Origin of the sequence: Streptomyces sp. NPDC002602 (assembly GCF_042889445.1) — a bacterium.
Classification (GTDB): Bacteria; Actinomycetota; Actinomycetes; order Streptomycetales; family Streptomycetaceae; genus Streptomyces.
Genome location: NZ_JBIAQX010000004.1, coordinates 273,553 through 291,299, shown reverse-complemented (window position 1 = coordinate 291,299; position 17,747 = coordinate 273,553). Strand labels below are relative to the sequence as shown.

At 73.2% G+C, this 17,747-nt stretch carries 16 protein-coding genes and 1 pseudogene; 13 read left to right on the top strand and 4 right to left on the bottom strand.

Translation table 11 applies throughout. The features are described 5' to 3' along the window. Positions 1-160: 160 nt before the first annotated feature. Genes ACFYW3_RS14435 through ACFYW3_RS14425 form a run of 3 tightly spaced genes read left to right on the top strand, consistent with a single transcriptional unit; the run spans position 161 to position 4,779 of the window. Positions 161-1,051: an oxygenase MpaB family protein gene (locus tag ACFYW3_RS14435; protein WP_389386419.1), complete on the top strand. Its 891-nt coding sequence runs from the start codon at positions 161-163 to the stop codon at positions 1,049-1,051. Between the two features lie 27 nt (positions 1,052-1,078). Next, positions 1,079-3,148, top strand: a complete 2,070-nt coding sequence (locus tag ACFYW3_RS14430) for a serine/threonine-protein kinase (RefSeq protein WP_351760102.1) — start codon at positions 1,079-1,081, stop codon at positions 3,146-3,148. Then, positions 3,145-4,779, top strand: a complete 1,635-nt coding sequence (locus ACFYW3_RS14425) for a phytoene desaturase family protein (RefSeq protein WP_389386418.1) — start codon at positions 3,145-3,147, stop codon at positions 4,777-4,779. The genes ACFYW3_RS14430 and ACFYW3_RS14425 overlap by 4 nt, the downstream gene beginning before the upstream one ends. Positions 4,780-4,785: 6 nt before the next feature. Here the strand turns inward: ACFYW3_RS14425 and ACFYW3_RS14420 are convergent, their stop codons facing one another. Together ACFYW3_RS14420 and ACFYW3_RS14415 are read right to left on the bottom strand one after the other, a co-directional pair. Beyond that, positions 4,786-5,232 carry a nitroreductase family deazaflavin-dependent oxidoreductase gene (locus tag ACFYW3_RS14420; protein ID WP_351760096.1) on the bottom strand — a complete coding sequence of 149 codons (447 nt, stop codon included), beginning with the start codon at positions 5,230-5,232 and terminating at the stop codon, positions 4,786-4,788. 69 nt (positions 5,233-5,301) lie between these two features. After that, on the bottom strand, positions 5,302-6,531 hold the full coding sequence (locus ACFYW3_RS14415; protein ID WP_389386417.1) for an FAD-dependent oxidoreductase: 1,230 nt from the start codon (positions 6,529-6,531) through the stop codon (positions 5,302-5,304). Positions 6,532-6,607: 76 nt separating this feature from the next. On the opposite strand from ACFYW3_RS14415, the gene ACFYW3_RS14410 reads away from it, so the two are divergent. Next, positions 6,608-7,207 carry a TetR/AcrR family transcriptional regulator gene (locus tag ACFYW3_RS14410; RefSeq protein WP_389386416.1) on the top strand — a complete coding sequence of 200 codons (600 nt, stop codon included), beginning with the start codon at positions 6,608-6,610 and terminating at the stop codon, positions 7,205-7,207. Between the two features lie 150 nt (positions 7,208-7,357). Here ACFYW3_RS14410 and ACFYW3_RS14405 read toward each other — a convergent pair whose 3' ends face one another. Next, positions 7,358-9,508 carry a serine hydrolase gene (locus ACFYW3_RS14405; protein ID WP_389386415.1) on the bottom strand — a complete coding sequence of 717 codons (2,151 nt, stop codon included), beginning with the start codon at positions 9,506-9,508 and terminating at the stop codon, positions 7,358-7,360. Positions 9,509-9,654: 146 nt separating this feature from the next. Between ACFYW3_RS14405 and ACFYW3_RS14400 the strand changes: the two genes are divergently transcribed. From ACFYW3_RS14400 to ACFYW3_RS14360, 9 genes and pseudogenes are all read left to right on the top strand, one after another. Then, positions 9,655-10,761, top strand: a complete 1,107-nt coding sequence (locus tag ACFYW3_RS14400; protein ID WP_389386414.1) for a nitronate monooxygenase — start codon at positions 9,655-9,657, stop codon at positions 10,759-10,761. Between the two features lie 33 nt (positions 10,762-10,794). Continuing rightward, positions 10,795-12,351 carry an acyl-CoA synthetase gene (locus tag ACFYW3_RS14395; RefSeq protein WP_389386413.1) on the top strand — a complete coding sequence of 519 codons (1,557 nt, stop codon included), beginning with the start codon at positions 10,795-10,797 and terminating at the stop codon, positions 12,349-12,351. Positions 12,352-12,562: 211 nt separating this feature from the next. After that, complete coding sequence (locus ACFYW3_RS14390) at positions 12,563-13,702, top strand: ionic transporter y4hA (protein WP_351754730.1); 1,140 nt, start codon at positions 12,563-12,565, stop codon at positions 13,700-13,702. A gap of 82 nt (positions 13,703-13,784) precedes the next feature. Continuing rightward, positions 13,785-13,964, top strand: coding sequence for a hypothetical protein (locus tag ACFYW3_RS14385; RefSeq protein WP_389386412.1), 180 nt, complete (start codon positions 13,785-13,787; stop codon positions 13,962-13,964). A 47-nt stretch (positions 13,965-14,011) separates the two neighbouring features. Beyond that, a complete protein-coding gene (locus ACFYW3_RS14380; RefSeq protein ID WP_389386411.1) occupies positions 14,012-14,173 on the top strand; it encodes a hypothetical protein in 162 nt (53 codons plus the stop codon). A 16-nt stretch (positions 14,174-14,189) separates the two neighbouring features. Further along, complete coding sequence (locus ACFYW3_RS14375; RefSeq protein ID WP_389386410.1) at positions 14,190-14,777, top strand: hypothetical protein; 588 nt, start codon at positions 14,190-14,192, stop codon at positions 14,775-14,777. Between the two features lie 100 nt (positions 14,778-14,877). Next, positions 14,878-15,402, top strand: a complete 525-nt coding sequence (locus tag ACFYW3_RS14370) for a hypothetical protein (RefSeq protein ID WP_389386409.1) — start codon at positions 14,878-14,880, stop codon at positions 15,400-15,402. A gap of 376 nt (positions 15,403-15,778) precedes the next feature. Next, entirely contained in the window at positions 15,779-16,126 is a 348-nt protein-coding gene (locus ACFYW3_RS14365; protein ID WP_389386408.1) for a hypothetical protein, read from the top strand. Positions 16,127-16,193: 67 nt separating this feature from the next. Further along, positions 16,194-17,008: pseudogene (locus tag ACFYW3_RS14360) on the top strand (IS5 family transposase). Between the two features lie 208 nt (positions 17,009-17,216). Here ACFYW3_RS14360 and ACFYW3_RS14355 read toward each other — a convergent pair. Then, positions 17,217-17,639 carry a penicillin acylase family protein gene (locus ACFYW3_RS14355; protein WP_389386407.1) on the bottom strand — a complete coding sequence of 141 codons (423 nt, stop codon included), beginning with the start codon at positions 17,637-17,639 and terminating at the stop codon, positions 17,217-17,219. Positions 17,640-17,747 lie beyond the last annotated feature (108 nt).

Genomic DNA, 17,747 nt, shown 5'->3' with positions numbered 1-17,747 from the left:
CCGCCGCAGCCCGCGACCGTGCCTGTGCCCGCGACCGCGACCGCGCCCGGGACCGTGCCCGTGCCCGTGCCCGTGCCCGTGTCCGTGCGCGCGTCCTATGATGCGGACGGACGTTCCACCGAGGAGACTCTCGCGCACGACGAGCGGCGGAGGTGTCGAGATGGCGACGAGCGGCGCACCCGATCCCGGGCTCTACGGCCCCGGGTCCGTCACCTGGCAGTGCCACGGGGACCCGATGATGTGGATCGCCGGGGTCCGCGCGCTGTACCTCCAGGCCCTGCACCCGCTCGCGGTCCGCGGGGTCATGGAGAACAGCGACTTCCGACGGGACGCGTGGGGCCGGCTGTTGCGCACCGCGGACTTCGTCGGCACCCTCACCTACGGCACCACCGAGGCCGCGGAACTGGCCGGCGCCCGGGTCCGCGCAATCCACCGGAAACTGTCCGCCACGGACCCCGCCACCGGCGAGCGGGTCCCCGTGGACGACCCGGGGCTGCTGCTCTGGGTGCACTGCGCGCAGATCGACAGTTTCCTGCACGTCCTGCGCCGCTCGGGCTTTCCCCTCACGGCCGCACAGGCCGACCGGTACGTGGACGAGAACCGCGTCAACGCCCGCCTCGTCGGGTTGGACCCCGCCGAGGTTCCCGCCGACACCACCGCCCTCGCGGCCTACTTCGACCGGATCCGGCCGGAACTCGCGGCCGGCCCCGACGCGCGCGCCGTGGACGACTTCCTGCGGGGCCCGCCCGTCCCTCCCCTCCTGGTGCCTGGCCGAAACCTGCTGTGGCGCCCCCTGGCCGGGCTCGCCTATGGATCGCTCCCCGGATACGCGCACCGGCTGTACGGCAGACCCGCCCCGGCCCCACGGGTCGTCACCCGTCACCTGCGTCTCACCGGACGCGTCCTGCGCGGCATTCCCGCAGGTCTACGCTGGCAACTCCCACCAGGTCACATCTTGAAGGCGATGCGTCGCATGGGCCCCGATAGCCGCCCCTCGGCGCACACACTGTGTAGGTCAGCGGCCATACTGGACCGGCCGGGGAGGGCGTAGCACGACACACGGGGGCGGCTTCAAGACATGGCGGAGTCCAGACTGATCCAGGGCCGGTACCGGTCGCTCGACCTGATCGGTCGCGGCGGCATGGGCGAGGTCTGGCGGGCCCGGGACGAGTCGCTGGGGCGGCAGGTCGCGGTCAAGTGCCTCAAGCCGCCGGGGCCCGAGCAGGACGGCCACTTCACCCAGGTGCTGCGCGAGCGCTTCCGCCGCGAGGCGCGGGTGGCGGCCTCCCTCCAGCACCGCGGCGTGACGGTCGTCCACGACTTCGGCGACGACAGCGCCGCCGGCGGGCCCCTCTACCTCGTCATGGAACTCCTGGAAGGGCGCAACCTCAGCCAACTGCTGGAGGACAACGAGGCGCGTCCGCTGCCCGTCGACGTGGTCCTCGACGTCGCGGAGCAGATGGCCGCGGCCCTCGGCTACACCCATGACCAGGGCGTGGTCCACCGCGACCTGAAGCCCGCCAACATCATGCGCCTCACCGACGGCACGGTGAAGATCTGCGACTTCGGCATCGCCCGCCTCGCCCACGACATCGGCTTCACGGCCAAGCTCACCGGCGGCGGCATGGCGATGGGAACCCCCCATTACATGTCCCCGGAGCAGATCGCGGGCGGCGAGGTCGACCACCGCAGCGACCTCTACTCCCTCGGCTGCGTGCTGTACGAGATCGCCACCGGCGCCCCGCCCTTCGACCTGGGCGACTCCTGGTCCGTGCTGGTCGGGCACCGCGACACCCTCCCCGTCCCGCTGCGCGAGCACCGCCCCGAGCTGCCCGAACACTTCGAGCGGCTGGTCCTCGACCTGCTGGCCAAGCGTCCCGAGGACCGCCCGGGCGACGCCCGTCACCTGCACCGCCGGCTCGTCGAGGCTCGGCTGGGCCCCGGCGGGACGGTGGGCGCCCCCGCCCCGCTGCCCGCGTGGGCCGCGGGTATGACGGCCGGGCGCAAAGCCGGCCTCGACGCCCGCCCCGCCAGCGGGGAGTGGGCCGTGCTCACCGGTTCCTGGACGGCGACCCGCGCCGACGGGGCCCGGCCGATCGTGCGACCCGACGCCGCCGCCGACCCGAGACTCACCGCCGCCTACGGGCTCCCGCGCGCCGCGTCACCCGAGCCGGGCGACCCCGACCACCCCGACGCGCTGGCCGCCGGGCACACCCGCGCGTTCACCCTCAGCCGCGCCGGCCGGCCCGAGGAGGCGTTGGCCGCGTACGCGGCCGTCGCCCGCGGCCGGACACGGGCGCTCGGCCCCGACCACCCCGACACCCTCGCCGTCCGCCAGGAGGAGGCGTACGAACTGGGCCGGCTCGGACGCCACCGCGAGGCGTACGAGGTCTACGGCGCGGTGCTCGCCGCCCGGGCCCGCACCATGGGCCCGCGCCACCCCGACACCCTGCGCTGCCGCCACAACCTGGCCTGCGCCATGGGCGCCCTCGGCCGGTACGCGGACGCCCACCGGATCGCCGCCGAGGTCGCCGCCGACCGGGCGGAGGTCCTGGGCGCCGAGCACGCCGACACGCTCCTCACCCGCTACGAGGTCGCCTACGCGCTGGGTCGACTCGACCGCTGGGAGGACGCGCTGGCCGCGTTCCGGCAGGTCGCCGCGGTACGCGAACGCGTCCTCGGCCGCGACCACCCCGACGCCCTCGCCGCCCGCTACGAGGTGGGCATCGCACTGGGCCGCACCGGACGCCCCGCGGACGCCGTCGAACTGCTGCGAACGCTGGTCCGCGACCGCACCCGCGCCTACGGGGCGGTCGACCCCGAGACCCTGCGCGCCCGGCACGTCCTCGGCGTCAACCTGGGCCGGCTGGAACGCTGGGACGAGGCGGTGGCCGAGGCCCGCGAGGTGGGCACGGCGCGCGCGGAGACCCTCGGCGCCGAACATCCGGACACCCTGGTCAGCCGGCGCGAACTCGCCGTCGGGCTGGGCCGGCTGGGCCGGTGGGACGAGGCGCTGCCCATCTACCGGGAACTCTCCGGCATCCGCGAACGATCCCTGGGTGACGAACACCCCGACACCGCGCTCGCCCACGCCGACGAGGCACACTGTCTGGAGCGGCTCGGCCAGGTGTGCTACCAAGAACCATGACCACCTCCGCGGGCTTCCGACAGGGCGACGGACCGGACGACGGACCGGACGACGGACAGGGCGGCGGGCAGCGCCCACGACGGGCCCTGTACGACGCGGTGATCGTGGGCGGCGGGCACAACGGCCTGGTGGCCGCCGCCTACCTGGCCCGCGCGGGCAAGTCCGTACTGGTCCTGGAACGCCTCGGACACATCGGCGGGGCCGCCGTCTCCACCCGCCCCTTCGCGGGCGTGGACGCCAGACTCTCGCGCTACTCCTACCTCGTCTCCCTGCTCCCGGCGAAGATCGTGCGCGAGCTGGGGCTGCGCTTCGAGGTCCGACGCCGCACGATCTCCTCGTACACGCCGGTCGAGCGGGCCGGCCGGCCGGGCGGACTGCTCGTCGGTGGCGGCGAGGCCCGTACCCGGGAGTCCTTCGCCCGGTTGACCGGCTCGGACCGGGAGTACGACAACTGGCGTGCCTTTTACGGCACCACGGCGGAGGTCGCCCGCACGGTGTTCCCGACCCTGACCGAACCGCTGCCCACCCGGGAGGAACTGCGTGACCGGGTCGGCGACGACGCCGCGTGGCGGATGCTGTTCGAGGAGCCGTTGGGCGTCGCGGTCGAGCGGAACTTCGCCGACGACCTCGTACGGGGCGTGGTCCTGACCGACGGACTGATCGGCACCTTCGCGGACGCCCACGACCCCTCGCTCGCGCAGAACCGCTGCTTCCTCTACCACGTCATCGGCGGGGGGACCGGCGACTGGGACGTGCCCGTCGGCGGCATGGGCGCGCTCACCGACGCCCTCGCCGAGGCCGCGCTGGCGGCCGGCGCCGAGATCGCCACCGGCCACGAGGCCCTGGGGATCGACACCGACGGCGCCGGGCCTGCCGAGGTGACCTACCGGACCGCGACGTCGGAGGGAGCCGTCGCCGCGGGGACCGTCCTCGTCAACGCCTCACCGAGGGCGCTGGCGGAACTGCTGGGCCGGCCCCCGGTCGAGGCGCCGGCGGAAGGCGCCCAGCTCAAGGTCAACATGCTGCTGCGCCGGCTGCCCCGGCTGCGCGACACCTCGGTTGACCCGCGCGAGGCCTTCGGGGGAACCTTCCACATCGCCGAGGGGTACGAGCAGCTCGCCCGGGCCCACGCCGAGGCCGCCGGCGGCGAACTGCCCTCCGTGCCGCCCTCGGAGATCTACTGCCACTCGCTGACCGATCCCACGATCCTGGGGCGGGACCTCGTGGAGCAGGGCTACCAGACCCTCACCCTCTTCGGCCTGCACACCCCGGCCCGGCTGTTCGAGAAGGACAACCGGGGCACGCGCGAGGTGCTGCTGGCCGGCACCCTCGCGCAACTCGACGCGCACCTCGCCGAGCCCCTCACCGAATGCCTGGCCCTCGACGAGGACGGCCGGCCCTGCATCGAGGCCAAGACCCCGCTCGACCTGGAACGCGAACTGCGCCTGCCCGGCGGTCACATCTTCCACCGCGACCTGTCCTGGCCGTACGAGGACGGCCGCGAGGCGGGGCGGTGGGGCGTGGAGACCGAGTACGCCAACGTGCTGCTGTGCGGGGCGGGCGCGGTGCGCGGCGGCGGGGTCAGCGGGGTCCCCGGCCACAACGCGGCCATGGCGGTACTGGGACGCTGACCCCCGCTACGGGGCGACGGGCTCGATGACCACGATCGGGATCTCCCGGTCCGTCTTGGCCTGGTACTCGTCGTACGCGGGCCAGTGCCCGACCATCAGCGGCCAGAACCCGGCGCGTTCCTCGGGCGTCGCGGTCCGCGCGACCCCCTGGACGATCTTCGGGCCGACCTGGATCCGCACCTCGGGGTGGGCGGTCAGGTTCCGGTACCAGAGCGGGTGCGCGGTGTCGCCGCCCTTGGACGCGACGACGAGGTAACGCCCCGCGTCCTCGCCGTAGATGAGCGGGGTGCGCACCGGATGGCCGGAGACCCGGCCGACGGTGGTGAGCAGGAGGGTCTGGGTGCCGTTCCAGTACCGACCCTCGGCGCCGCGGGACGCGACGTACTGCTTGACGTGGTCCAACTGCCAGCCGGGCTTGGGGTCGTTGGGGTGGTCCCAGTCGATGTCGCTCATGCTGCCTGCCTTCGGTGTCGAACGGTGATCGAACCTCAACAACGACTGCCAACGGCCCGGGGCACGCTTTTATGCCGCGAACGGGGCATGCGAAGCGGCCGGCGGCTCCGGCAGGGTGAACCCGTCGAACAGGTCGTCCAGCGCCCGCCGGGCCACGCGGGCCGGAGTGGCACGCACGGCCAGGTCACGCGCCGCCACCGCGAGGGGGTGGGTGAGCGCGGCGATCCGTCCGGCGCGACGGGCCCGGACCCGAAGGGCGTCGGTACGGGGGCCGCGAGCCGCGTCGTAGGCGGCCAGGGCGGTCGCGACGTCCGGCCCGTCCACCAGGTGGGCGAGCACCACCGCGTCCTCGATCGCCTGGCAGCCGCCCTGGCCGAGGTTGGGCGTCATGGCGTGCGCGGCGTCTCCGATCCAGACGAGGCGGCCCAGGTGGTGGCGGGGGAGCGGGGCGGCCAGGTCGTACAGGTCGTGCCGGAGCACGGCCGACGGGTCGATCCGTTCCAGCAGCGCCGGGATCGGGTCGTGCCAGGTGCGGAAGCGGCGCAGGAGTTCCGCGCGGACGTCCGCCGACCGGCCGCCCTCGGGGACCACGGCGGTGGCGTACACGTAGACCCGCCCGTCGGCGAGCGGGACCGTGCCGAAGCGCTCGCCGCGCCCCCAGGTCTCGGCCGCCACGGCTTCCGCGACGGGTCGCACGCCGTCCGGCGCCGCCGGCAACACGGTGCGCCACGCGGTCTCACCGCTGTACCGCAGCCCGGGATGGTCCGGGAAGTACCGGCGGCGCAGCGGGCTGTGGATGCCGTCGGCGGCGACGACGAGGTCGGCGGCCGGCTCCGCCCCGCCGGCGGTGCGCACCACGGGGCGTTCGTACCCGCCCCGCCCCGCGTTCCCGGCGGGCTGCTCCACGGAGGTGACGGCGCACCCGTACCGGATCGTGCCGGCGGGGAGGGCGGCGGCCAGGGCCGCCGTGAGGGACCGGCGGTGCACGGCGAGCGGGGGTCGCCCGTACCGGGCCGCCATCTCGGCGGTGTCGGCGCGACTCAGCCAACTTCCGCCGGGTCGGCGCACGCCCATCGCCGCCGCGGTGGTCCGGCCCGCGGCGCGACCCGCGTCGAATCCGATGGCGTCGAGGGCGCGCAGGGCGTTGGGCGCCAGGACGATCCCGGCGCCGAGGGTGGACGGCTCCGGGGCGCGCTCGCAGACCGTCACCCGCCATCCCTTGCGGTGCAGGGCCACCGCGGCGGTCAGCCCGCCGATTCCGGCACCCACCACGACCGCGTGACGCCCGCTGTCCGTCATGGCACACCTCTTCCGCCCACCGAGCCCTCTACAGGTGTAGAGGAATGGTCTCACTCTACATCTGTAGAGTGAGGTCATGTCCACCCCTCAACGCGCGGCCGACCGCCGGACCCTCCTCGCCGACACCGCGATCGCCCTCGTGGCCGACGGAGGGCTGCGCGGCCTGACCCACCGCGCCGTCGACGGCGCGGCCGGGCTGTCGGCGGGCAGCACCTCGTACTACTTCCGCACGCGGACCGCGCTGATCGGCGCCTGCTACGCGCGCCTCGCCGAGCTGGACCTGGCCGACTTCGACGGCGGGGCCGCCCCCGCCCTCCCCGACCGCCCGGACCGGGAGAGCGCCGCGGCGGCACTCGCCGCGCTGCTGCACCGCTGGCTCACCACGGGCCGCGCCCGCCAACTCGCCCGTTTCGAACTCAGCCTGGAAGCGGCCCGCAACCCCGAGCTGGAGGGCGAGTTCCACAGCGCCGGACTCGGCGCCCGGGCCCGCGCGGCGGGCATCCTCGCCGCACTCGGGGCGCGCCGGCCCGAGGAGTCCGCGGAACTGCTCGTCGCCTGGACCGACGGTCTGCTGTACGACCGGCTGGTCGGGGCGATGGCCCGCTCCCGACCGGCCCCCGAGCCGGCCGAACTGACCGCGGTGGTACGCCGGATGATCGACGCGGCACTCGCCTGATCCGGTCGCGCCCCGCGTGTGATCGGGCCGCGCCCGGTGTGGTGATCGGGCCGGTGTGGTGATCGGGCCGCGCCCGGTGTGGCGGGCGGGCGCCCGGGCGTGGCGGTCGACCATCCCGGCCCGGCGCCGGCCCGCGCCGGCTCGACCTCGTCAGTCGGCCGAACGCGTCCACCCCGCCGCCTCGATGCGGCCGGCGTCGTCGGGGCGGTCCTCGGCGAAGAGCAGGCGGGCCGGTTCGGCGATCCGGAGGGCGTCCACGTATACCCCCCGGCCGACGTAGCGGCCGGTCGCCTCGTGGCGCACGCGCAACCGGACCTCACGGCCCGCCCAGGCGGTCAACGGGGCTTCGAGGCGATGCCAGACCCGGCCCGACCACCCGCCGGCAGTGCCCTGCGGCCACTGCTCGGCGGCTCCGCCCGTGGACCGTACGGTGCTGAACGCCACCGGCTCCCAGGCCTGCCCGTCGGCGGAGGCCTCCAGGTGGAAGGCGCCCTCGCCGGGAACGGTGTCCCACCACACCGCGCAGCGCAGCCGGGCGGAGGCCGTGGTCGGGGTGAGCGGGGGCAGGGTGAGCGTGCCCGAGGCGCCCGGGGTGTTCCCCGAGAACCAGGCCGCGCCGCCGTGCCGGGTACGGACGGGGACGGCGCGGGCGAACCGGTTGCCGACCGCGACCCGGGGCGCGCTGCCGGCCCGCCAGGTCCGCACCGGGTGGACGGAGTTGCCGAGCAGGATCAGGAAGGAGTCGGTGGACGGGTCCAGGACCAGGGACGTGCCGGTGAACCCGGTGTGGCCGGCGGAGTGCGGGGTGGCCATGGCCCCCATGTACCAGTGCTGGTAGAGCTCGAAGCCCAGGCCGTGGTCGTGGCCGGGGAAGGCGGTGTTGTAGTCGGTGAACAGCAGCTCGACGGAGGCGGGGCGCAGGATGCGCCGACCCGCGTACACCCCGCCGTCGAGCAGGGTGCGGGCCAGGACGGCCAGGTCCCAGGCGGTCCCGAAGACGCCCGCGTGGCCGGCGACCCCGCCGAGGGCGTACGCGTTCTCGTCGTGGACCTCGCCCCACACCAGCCCCCGGTCCAGCCCCGACCAGGGCGGCCGCTGGATCTCGGTGGCGGCGGTGACGCGGCGCCACGAGAGCGGTGGGTTGTAACGAGTGCGGTGCATCCCGAGCGGAGCGGTGATCTCGTCGTGGAGCAGGACATCCAGAGTGCGACCGGTGATCCGTTCCAGGAGCAGTTGCAGCGCGATGAGGTTCAGGTCGGAGTAGCGGTACACCGTCCCGGGCGTGTCCTGCGGCCGTACCGACCACAGCAGTCGCAGCCGGCCCTCACGGGTGGACTCCTGGTAGAAGGGCGCCCAGGACCGCAGCCCCGAGGTGTGGGTCAGCAACTGACGGACCGTGACCAGTTCCTTGCCGCCGCCGGTGAACTCCGGCAGGTACCGGTCCACCGGTGCCTCCAACTCCAGCCGGCCGCGCTCCATCTGCTGCACGGCCAGCAGCGAGGTGAACAGCTTCGTCAGCGAGGCCAGGTCGAAGACCGTGTCCTCCGCCATCGGGATCCGCTCGGCCGCCGGATACTCCCTGACCCGGTCGAGGCGCCCGTCGTAGTCCGCGTACCGGACCGCGTCGCCCATGGCCCGGTGCAGCGCCACGGTCCGGCCTCGGCCGGCGAGCACCACCGCCCCCGCGTAGTACGGATGTTCGGGGGAGGGGCCCAGGAACCTGCGCGCCTCGTCCGCCACTCCTTCGAGGTGCCGCTCCAACAGCCCGGCCTGACGGGCGGACCCGTAGCGCAGCCGCAGTCCCTGGAGGGCGCGCCGCTCGACCGGGTTCCCGTGGGCCCCCGCGGCCCCGGGCAGCGCCTGGAGGACGAGCACCCCACCGAGGGCGAGGAGCCGGGCGCCGAGGCGCCGCCGACTCGGCCCGACGCCCCCACCGCCGGGGGAGCCGGCCGCGGCGCGCCCGCCGACCGCGCCGCCGTTCCGCGCGTCCGGGGCGTCGCGGGGACCCTCGGCGCGCGGAGTGCCCCCGCCGCCGTACCGCGCGTCCGGGGCGTCGCGTCGGCCGCCCCCGGCGTCGCGGGGACCCTCGGCGGGCGGAGTGCCCCCGCCGCCGTACCGCGCGTCCGGGGCGTCGCGTCGGCCGCCTCCGGCGTCGTGTCGGCCGCCGTCGCCCCCGGCTTCGCGTCGCGCCCCGCCCGCCTCGCGCCGCGCCGCGCACCCGTCACCGTTCCGCGCCGCGTCCCCGTCGTCCTCCGCGACGTTCGTGCCGTCACCGCCGACCGCCCCCGTGAGCTGGTTCATGACCGGTCCTCCTGTCCGCCGTCGCACCCTCGGGAAGTATCTGCCCGCCCGCCGCGCAACCCCCGCACGGACCGGCCCGCAAAGAATCTGACACAGCATCAGAAAATCTCTTCCCTCGACCGCCACGCTGCGGCATCCTCACGCCCATGGAGACGGAGCTGAGCAGGAAACTGGGAGCCGAGCACGCCATCTTCGGCTTCACGCCCTTCCCCGCGGTGGCCGCGGCCATCACCCGGGCGGGCGGCTTCGGGGTACTCGGCGCGGTCCGCTACACCGCTCCCGACGACCTCAAGCGCGACCTCGACTGGATGCAGGACCACACCGACGGAAAGCCCTACGGCCTCGACGTGGTCATGCCGGCCAGGAAGGCCGTCGACGGGGTCAGCGAGGCCGACATCGAGGCGATGATCCCGGCCGGGCACCGGGCCTTCGTCCGCGACACCCTCGCCAAGTACCACGTACCCGAACTGGCCGACGGCGAGGCCTCCGGCTGGCGCATCACCGGCTGGATGGAACAGGTCGCCCGCAACCAGCTCGACGTCGCGTTCGACTACCCGATCAAACTCCTCGCGAACGCGCTCGGTTCCCCGCCGGCCGACGTCATCGCGCGCGCCCACGACCACGACGTCCTGGTCGCCGCCCTCGCCGGCAGCGCCAAACACGCCCGCCGGCACGCCGAGGCGGGCATCGACATCGTCGTCGCCCAGGGCTACGAGGCCGGCGGCCACACCGGCGACATCGCCACCATGGTCCTGGTCCCCGACATCGTCGACGCCGTCGCGCCGCTCCCCGTCCTCGCCGCCGGAGGCATCGGCAGCGGCGAACAGATCGCCGCAGGCCTCGCCCTCGGCGCCCAGGGCGCCTGGCTGGGTTCCCTCTGGCTCACCACCACCGAGGCCGACCTGCACTCCCGCGCCCTCACCGCGAAGTTGCTGGCCGCCGGCTCCGGCGACACCGTCCGCTCCCGCGCCCTCACGGGCAAGCCCGCCCGCCAACTGCGCACCGAGTGGACCGACGCCTGGGACGCCCCGGACGGCCCCGGAGCACTGCCCATGCCCCTCCAGGGACTCCTCGTCGCCGAGGCCGTGTCCCGCATCCAGAAGTACGAGGTCCAGCCGCTGCTCGGCACGCCCGTCGGTCAGATCGTCGGCCGGATGAACTCCGAACGCGGTGTCCAGGCCGTCTTCGACGACCTCACCAGCGGCTTCGAACGCGCCATCGACCGCATCAACCGCATCGCCGGCCGAGCCTGAGGCGCGCGGCGCCCGAGAGGAGCGAGCAGCAGCATGAGCGAAGGACAACCCCCCAACGGCTTCTGGGCCCAGGCGGCCGCCGACCCGGACCGCACCGTCCTGGTCACCCCCGAGGGCGAGGAGTGGACGGCGGCCCGCCTGCACGCCGACGTCAACCGGCTCGTCCACGGCCTGCGCGCGGCCGGCCTCGAGAAGGGCGACGTCTTCGCCGTCGTCCTCCCCAACGGCGTCGAGTTCTTCACCGCCTACCTAGCGGCCTCCCAGGCCGGTTTCTACCTCGTCCCGGTCAACCACCACCTCGTCGGCCCCGAGATCGCCTGGATCGTCTCCGACTCCGGAGCCAAGGTCCTGATCGCCCACGAGCGCTTCGCCGACGCCGCCACCGCCGCGGCCGACGAGGCGGGCCTGCCCGCGAGCGGGCGCTACGCCGTCGGGACCGTCAACGGCTTCCGCCCCTACGCGCACCTCCTCGACGGGCAGCCCGGAACGCCCCCGTCGGACCGCACCCTCGGCTGGGTGATGAACTACACCTCCGGCACCACCGGTCGCCCGCGCGGCATCCGCCGGCCGCTGCCCGGAAAGCTCCCGGAGGAGACGTACCTCGGCGGCTTCCTCGGCATCTTCGGCATCCGCCCCTTCGACGACAACGTCCACCTCGTCTGCTCGCCGCTCTACCACACGGCGGTCCTGCAGTTCGCCGGAGCCTCACTGCACATCGGGCACCCGCTCGTCCTCATGGACAAGTGGACCCCGCGGGAGATGCTGCGGCTCATCGACCACCACGCCTGCACGCACACGCACATGGTCCCGACCCAGTTCCACCGACTCCTCGCCCTGCCCCAGGAGGTCAGGGACGGGTACGACGTGTCCTCCATGCGGCACGCCATCCACGGCGCCGCCCCCTGCCCCGACCACGTCAAACGGGCGATGATCGACTGGTGGGGCCGGTGCGTGGAGGAGTACTACGCGGCCAGCGAGGGCGGGGGCGCGTTCGCGACGGCCGAGGACTGGCTGAAGAAGCCGGGAACGGTCGGCAAGGCCTGGCCGATCAGCGAACTCGCCATCTTCGACGACGACGCGCGGCGGCTGGCACCCGGCGAACTCGGGACCGTCTACATCAAGATGAACACCGGCGGGTTCAGCTACCACAAGGACGAGGGCAAGACGCGCAAGAACCGCATCGGCGACTTCTTCACGGTCGGGGACCTCGGCCTGATGGACGAGGAGGGCTACCTCTTCCTCCGCGACCGCAAGATCGACATGATCATCTCGGGTGGCGTCAACATCTATCCGGCCGAGATCGAGTCCGCCCTGCTCTCGCACCCCGCCGTCGCGGACGCCGCCGCCTTCGGCATCCCGCACGCGGACTGGGGCGAGGAGGTCAAGGCCGTCATCGAAACCGCCGAGGGCTTCGAGGCGGGTGACGCGCTCGCCGCCGAGATCCTCCGCCACTGCGAGCGACGACTGGCCGGCTACAAGCGCCCCAAGAGCGTGGACTTCATCGAGACCATGCCGCGCGACCCCAACGGCAAGCTGTACAAGCGCCGGCTGCGCGACCCGTACTGGGAGGGCCACGCGCGCGCGATGTGACGCGATGTGACCCGAAGCGAACCGGCCCGGACGTCCGCCGGGACCCCTGGGGGTCCCGGCGGGCCTCGCCCCGAGGTGGGGGACGCCGGCGCCCCGGGGCGGTCTCACGGCTGCTCGCCACGCCCGGGGACTTCGTGAGAAAGGCCACGTCAAGGCCCTGAGAGCGGGGGTTGGGCCGCACCGGGCGGACACTTCTGGCAACTTGGCTGATATGAGTACGGCAACGCACAGATCGCCCCTGACCGACTGGACCGTCGTGGTCCCCGTGGTGGCCCTGATCGCCCTCGTCTTCAGTTGGGGACGCGATCTGCCCGCACTCGCGGTGGTGCTCGTCTCCCTCTGCCTCGGCGGCGCCGTGCTCGCGGCGGTCCACCACGCCGAGGTCGTGGCCCACCGGGTCGGCGAACCGTTCGGCTCCCTGGTCCTCGCCGTCGCCGTCACCGTCATCGAAGTGGCGCTGATCGTCACGCTGATGGCCGACGGCGGCCCCAAGACCGCCTCCCTGGCCCGGGACACCGTCTTCGCGGCCGTCATGATCACCTGTAACGGCATCGTCGGCCTGTCCCTCCTCGTCGGAGCCCTGCGCAACCGCGTCGCCGTCTTCAACGCCGAGGGCTCCGGCGCTGCCCTCGCCACCGTCGCGACCCTCGCCACCCTCAGCCTCGTGCTGCCCACCTTCACCACCTCGAAGCCGGGGCCGGAGTTCTCCACCGCCCAGCTGACCTTCGCGGCCTGTGCCTCGCTCGCCCTCTACGGTCTGTTCGTCGCCGTCCAGACGGTCCGTCACCGCGACTACTTCCTGCCCGTGGACACCAAGCGACGCCGGGCGGAGGCGGCCGAGGCCGCGGCGGCCGCCGCCGCGGGCGAGGAGGACGAGCACGCGGCCCCGCCCACCTCGCGCGCCGCGCTCATCAGCCTCGGTCTGCTCCTCGTCGCCCTCGTCGCCGTGGTCGGCGACGCCAAGGCCGTCTCCCCGACCATCGAGCGCGGGGTCGCCGACGCCGGACTGCCCAACGCCGTCGTCGGTGTGATCATCGCCCTGCTGGTGCTGGCCCCCGAGACCCTGGCCGCCGTCCGCGCCGCCCGCCGCGACCGCGTACAGACCAGCCTCAACCTCGCCTACGGCTCCGCCATCGCCAGCATCGGCCTGACCATCCCGGCCATCGCGCTGGCCACGATCTGGCTCTCCGGGCCACTGCTGCTCGGCCTCGGCCCGATCCACATGGTGCTGCTCGCCCTCACCGTGGTGGTGAGCGCCCTCACCATCGTCCCCGGCCGGGCAACCCTGCTCCAGGGCGGCGTCCACATCGTGCTGCTCGCCGCGTACCTGTTCCTCGCGGTCAGCCCCTGACCCGTCCGCACGTGCCACGGCCCCCGGGACGGACACACCGTCCCGGGGCCCGCGCGGACCTCCGGGCGTCAGCGCCGCTCGCGTGGACCTCCGGGCGTCAGCGCCGCTCGCGCGGATCTCCGGGCGTCAGCGCCGCTCGCGCGGCCACACCACCTTCAGCCCCGGCGAGGTGAGGATGTCCCGCTCGCAGTACCGCGCCTTCACCCACCGCTCCCGCGAGAACAGCGCGGTCTGGGACGATGTCAACGGCTCGGCGCGGTGAAGTCCTTCGTGGGGACGGCGCCCCCCGGTGAGACCAGCGGCCGCAGCGTGAGCAAGCAGCCGACCAACCCTGCCGATCCGCTGTCCGGATTCGAGCAGGGCGGCATGCAGGCCAAGGCGGAGGTTGTGACGGGCATCGACACGAGGATCAAGTACGACAGCAGCCGCAATCCTCCGTTCACCGTCATGACGTCCATGCCCGGCAAATGAGAAAGGCCCTTCGAAGATGTCCATCGACCAGGCGTCGTGGGAAGCGGCGATACAGCACCTGTACGAGGACGGGTTCGCGATCATCGCCACCGGTCCGCGCAGGCACGAGGACTGGCGGGCCGACGTGCTCGCCGTCATGGAACGCGCCGCCCCCGATCCGCGCGGCTGGGCCGGGCTCGACGACACCGCGAACGAGCGCTCCCCGGAACACCCCGCCGTCCCGTTCTGCCGCCCGTCCTTCAGGGACGACCCGGCCCGCCCGCTCACCCCGGCCGACATCGGGGAACGGCTGCACGAGATCGACCGTGCGAGCGCCGAGAACCTCCTCCTCGCACTCACCGGCGACGGCTGCACCCTACGGAACCTCGAACGGTTCACCGAGAGCTTCGACGAGCTGAGGGACATGGCCCGCACCATCCTCGCCCGCTACGGGGACACGTTCACCTGCCACACCAACGTCAGCTCTGTCGGGCACGTCGCCACACTGGACTTCGGGGGTGAATCCATCGGCTGGAGGCCGATGACCTACTACGGGGAGGACTGCGGCCTGGTCGTGGTGTCCGAGACCGAGGTCGGGCTGTTCTGGGCTTTCGGCGACATCTGAGCGCTCCAGCTCGTCAACCTCGCCCCACGCCTTCCACTGGACCGCACGCGGCACCCTCCTCTCCGCTCTGGACCGGGCCGAGATCGGGGTCGTCGAGGTGGTGGCCCTCGCCAACCGGGTGCACGAGGCCATCAGCGTCGGCCCAGGTCCGCGCACGGTCGACCGGGGCGGCGAACTCGCCCCCGAACGCGACATCACCACCATCGACTGGCAACCCGGTGACTCGACCGTGCTCGCGCCCAGTTGGCCGGAGGTGTACGAGGACCGGGAGCCGGGGGAGTTCGCGTGCGGGATCGGCCCTGGTGAGGTGGAGGCCGCACGCCCGTGGGCGGATCCGGTGCAGCAGCGGCTGCAGGAGCTTGCGGTGGAACGCGTTGCGAACCTGCCGGGTCTGCGGCAGGTCCCGGTTCGACCGGGGCCGATGTGTGTGATCTCCTCGCCCACCCACCGGTACGACATCGCGATCGTCAGCGCGCTCTCCGAGGGCCCGTCGGGGCGGGTCGAGGAGGCGCGCGCCGCTCTCGCTGCCGCCGAGCCGGGCCGGGGACGGCTCGTGGTCCATGCCGGGCCGGCGGTGCTGGGGCCGGAGCTGATCCGTGACACCGCCTACCCGCATGCCGAGTAACTCGCCGAGACCCTCGCCGGCGCGGAGGGGGACCCGGCGCTGCCGGCCCTGTTCGTGCTGGAGTTGACCGAGCACCCCGGGGTCGACGCCCTCTTCTACCGGGAGCCGCTCGACGCCTGGGCCGCCCGGCTGTGAGAAGGCACGATGCTCCTGCCGGGCCCGGACCGCGCGGAGGCGGCCCTCGTCCCGTCGGCCGGGTTCGACCTCACGTGGAGGCGGGCCGCCGCATGGGCTCGCCTGGACGACGTCCTGGCCGCCGCCGGGCTGCCGTCCGCGCTCCACTGGTGCTTCGCCCACCTAGGCAGTCTTGTTTGGATCATGAAGGTGAGCTGTTGCTCGGTAAGATTGATGGTCCGAGGGGCAACGAGGGGGTGTGATGACGCTCGTCATCGAGCTGCGGCGCGGGGTCTCAACCGCTCGGACCGGACGGAAGGCAGGACCGCGTCCCGCAGCAGGGGCACTTGAGCGGATAGTCGTCGATGGTGAGCTCTGGGCGGCCCTGGAAACGTTGGGCCGACACCGGCTGCCCACCCTGGCTGACGTCGATCCTTACGGGGAGACCCTGCTGCACGGTGAGGCAGTGGACCACATGGTGCGGGAGCTTGAAGGTTCGGATCTTGCTCGGCTGCGAGGCGCCGAGAGCCAGGCCGTCTCGACGCTACTGGCCTGGGGCCTGCGTTGCCGCTCGAACAGAGAGCTGCGCATTGCCTTCTCCGGCGACTAGTCCGCCACTCTCCGATCATCTGATCGTTGGCCCGGGTATGCCGTTGACTGACGCGCAGTGAGCGCGGATCGAGCCCTTACTCCCGGACCGGACACCGAAGCGGGGCGGCCGCTGGCGGGATCACCGGCAGGTGATCGACGCGATCGCCTTCAAGTTCCAGACCGGAACGCAGTGGGTTCACTTGCCGGAGAAGCACGGCAACTGGCGAGGCGTCCACAACCGACAGCGGATGTGGGCCATTGACGGCACCTGGGAGCGGGTGTTCACCGCGCTGATTGCCCAGGCCGACGCCGACGACAACCTCAACTGGGCCGTCTCGGTGGACTCCACGATCGTTCGTGCACACCAGCACGCAGCCGGAGCCCGCAAAAGGGGGCACCGATCAGCGAACCAGACGACCACGCCATCGGCCGGTCTCGCGGCGGACTGACGACAAAGATCCATTTGGCTGCCGACGGTAACTGCCGGTCCCTGACCTTCGTCCTCACCGCAGGACAGGCAGGCGACGCACCCGCCTTCACTGACGTCATGGACCAACTACGCGTCCCGCGCCAACGTGGGCGGCCCCGCACCAGTCCAGACATGGTCCTTGCCGACAAGGCGTACTCATCGCGCGCAATCCGTAGGCACCTGCGCAGGCGCGGTATCCGGGCGGTAATCCCCATCCCAGCGGACCAGCAGGGCCACCGCCTTCGGCGCGGCAGCCAGGGCGGCAGGCCACCCGCATTCGACCGCGACGCCTACAGGCAACGCAACACAGTCGAGCGATGCATCAACCGTCTCAAACAGTGGCGCGGCATCGCCACACGCTACGAGAAGACCGCGACCATCTACCGGGCCGGACTGCACGTCGCAGGCATCTTCATCTGGTCCGCACGGTGATCCAAACGAGACTGCCTGGTGCTGTGGCCGGAAAGGTTCACCGTGTCACGGCGCCCGGCACGGCACCTCGCTGCGTTGTCGGACCGCCCGAGTACGTCCAATACGAGCGGCGCTCCTCCGCCTTGCGATGTACCGCACTGGACACCGCGCCCCGGCAAACCTTTCCCGCCACAGCACTAGCCGAGCCCGAGCCGGGCGTGGCGGGCGCCTACGCCGACCTCACGGAGGCGGATGGCCGGAGCGGCGCCGGCGGGCTGGTGGTGCGGGTCAGCACCCTCCGACCGCTCGTGGTCGTGGCCGGCCCCTGCGGTGTACCGGGTGCGGTCCTCGACCTGGGCGCGATGACCGGGCCCGCGGACAGCATCAGGAACCCGCCCGCGAGTACGCAGACCTGGTCGGCCGCCTGAGCCCAGCCGGTACCGAAACCGAGGCGCGCGTCGTCCCGGGCCAGGAAGTGGGGGATGCCGTTCTCGGTGTAGCGGATGACGGCGGACAGACCGCCGCCGGACGGAACGCGCTCGGCGTCGGCCGAGGCCTGGGGCAACGCTGCCGCGGCGGTGAGCAGGGCGGTGCCGACGAGGGCGACGCGACGAGGTAAGGGACGACGCAAGGGACGGGTGCGGATGCGCAACGTACCTCCCAAGCGGCCTGCGCAGGGGCGCGATTGTCCGTGGCACAGGCGGTGCTCGCGTGCCCCCACACTCATGCGGGCCACCCGACGATCCGTCAACGTCCCATC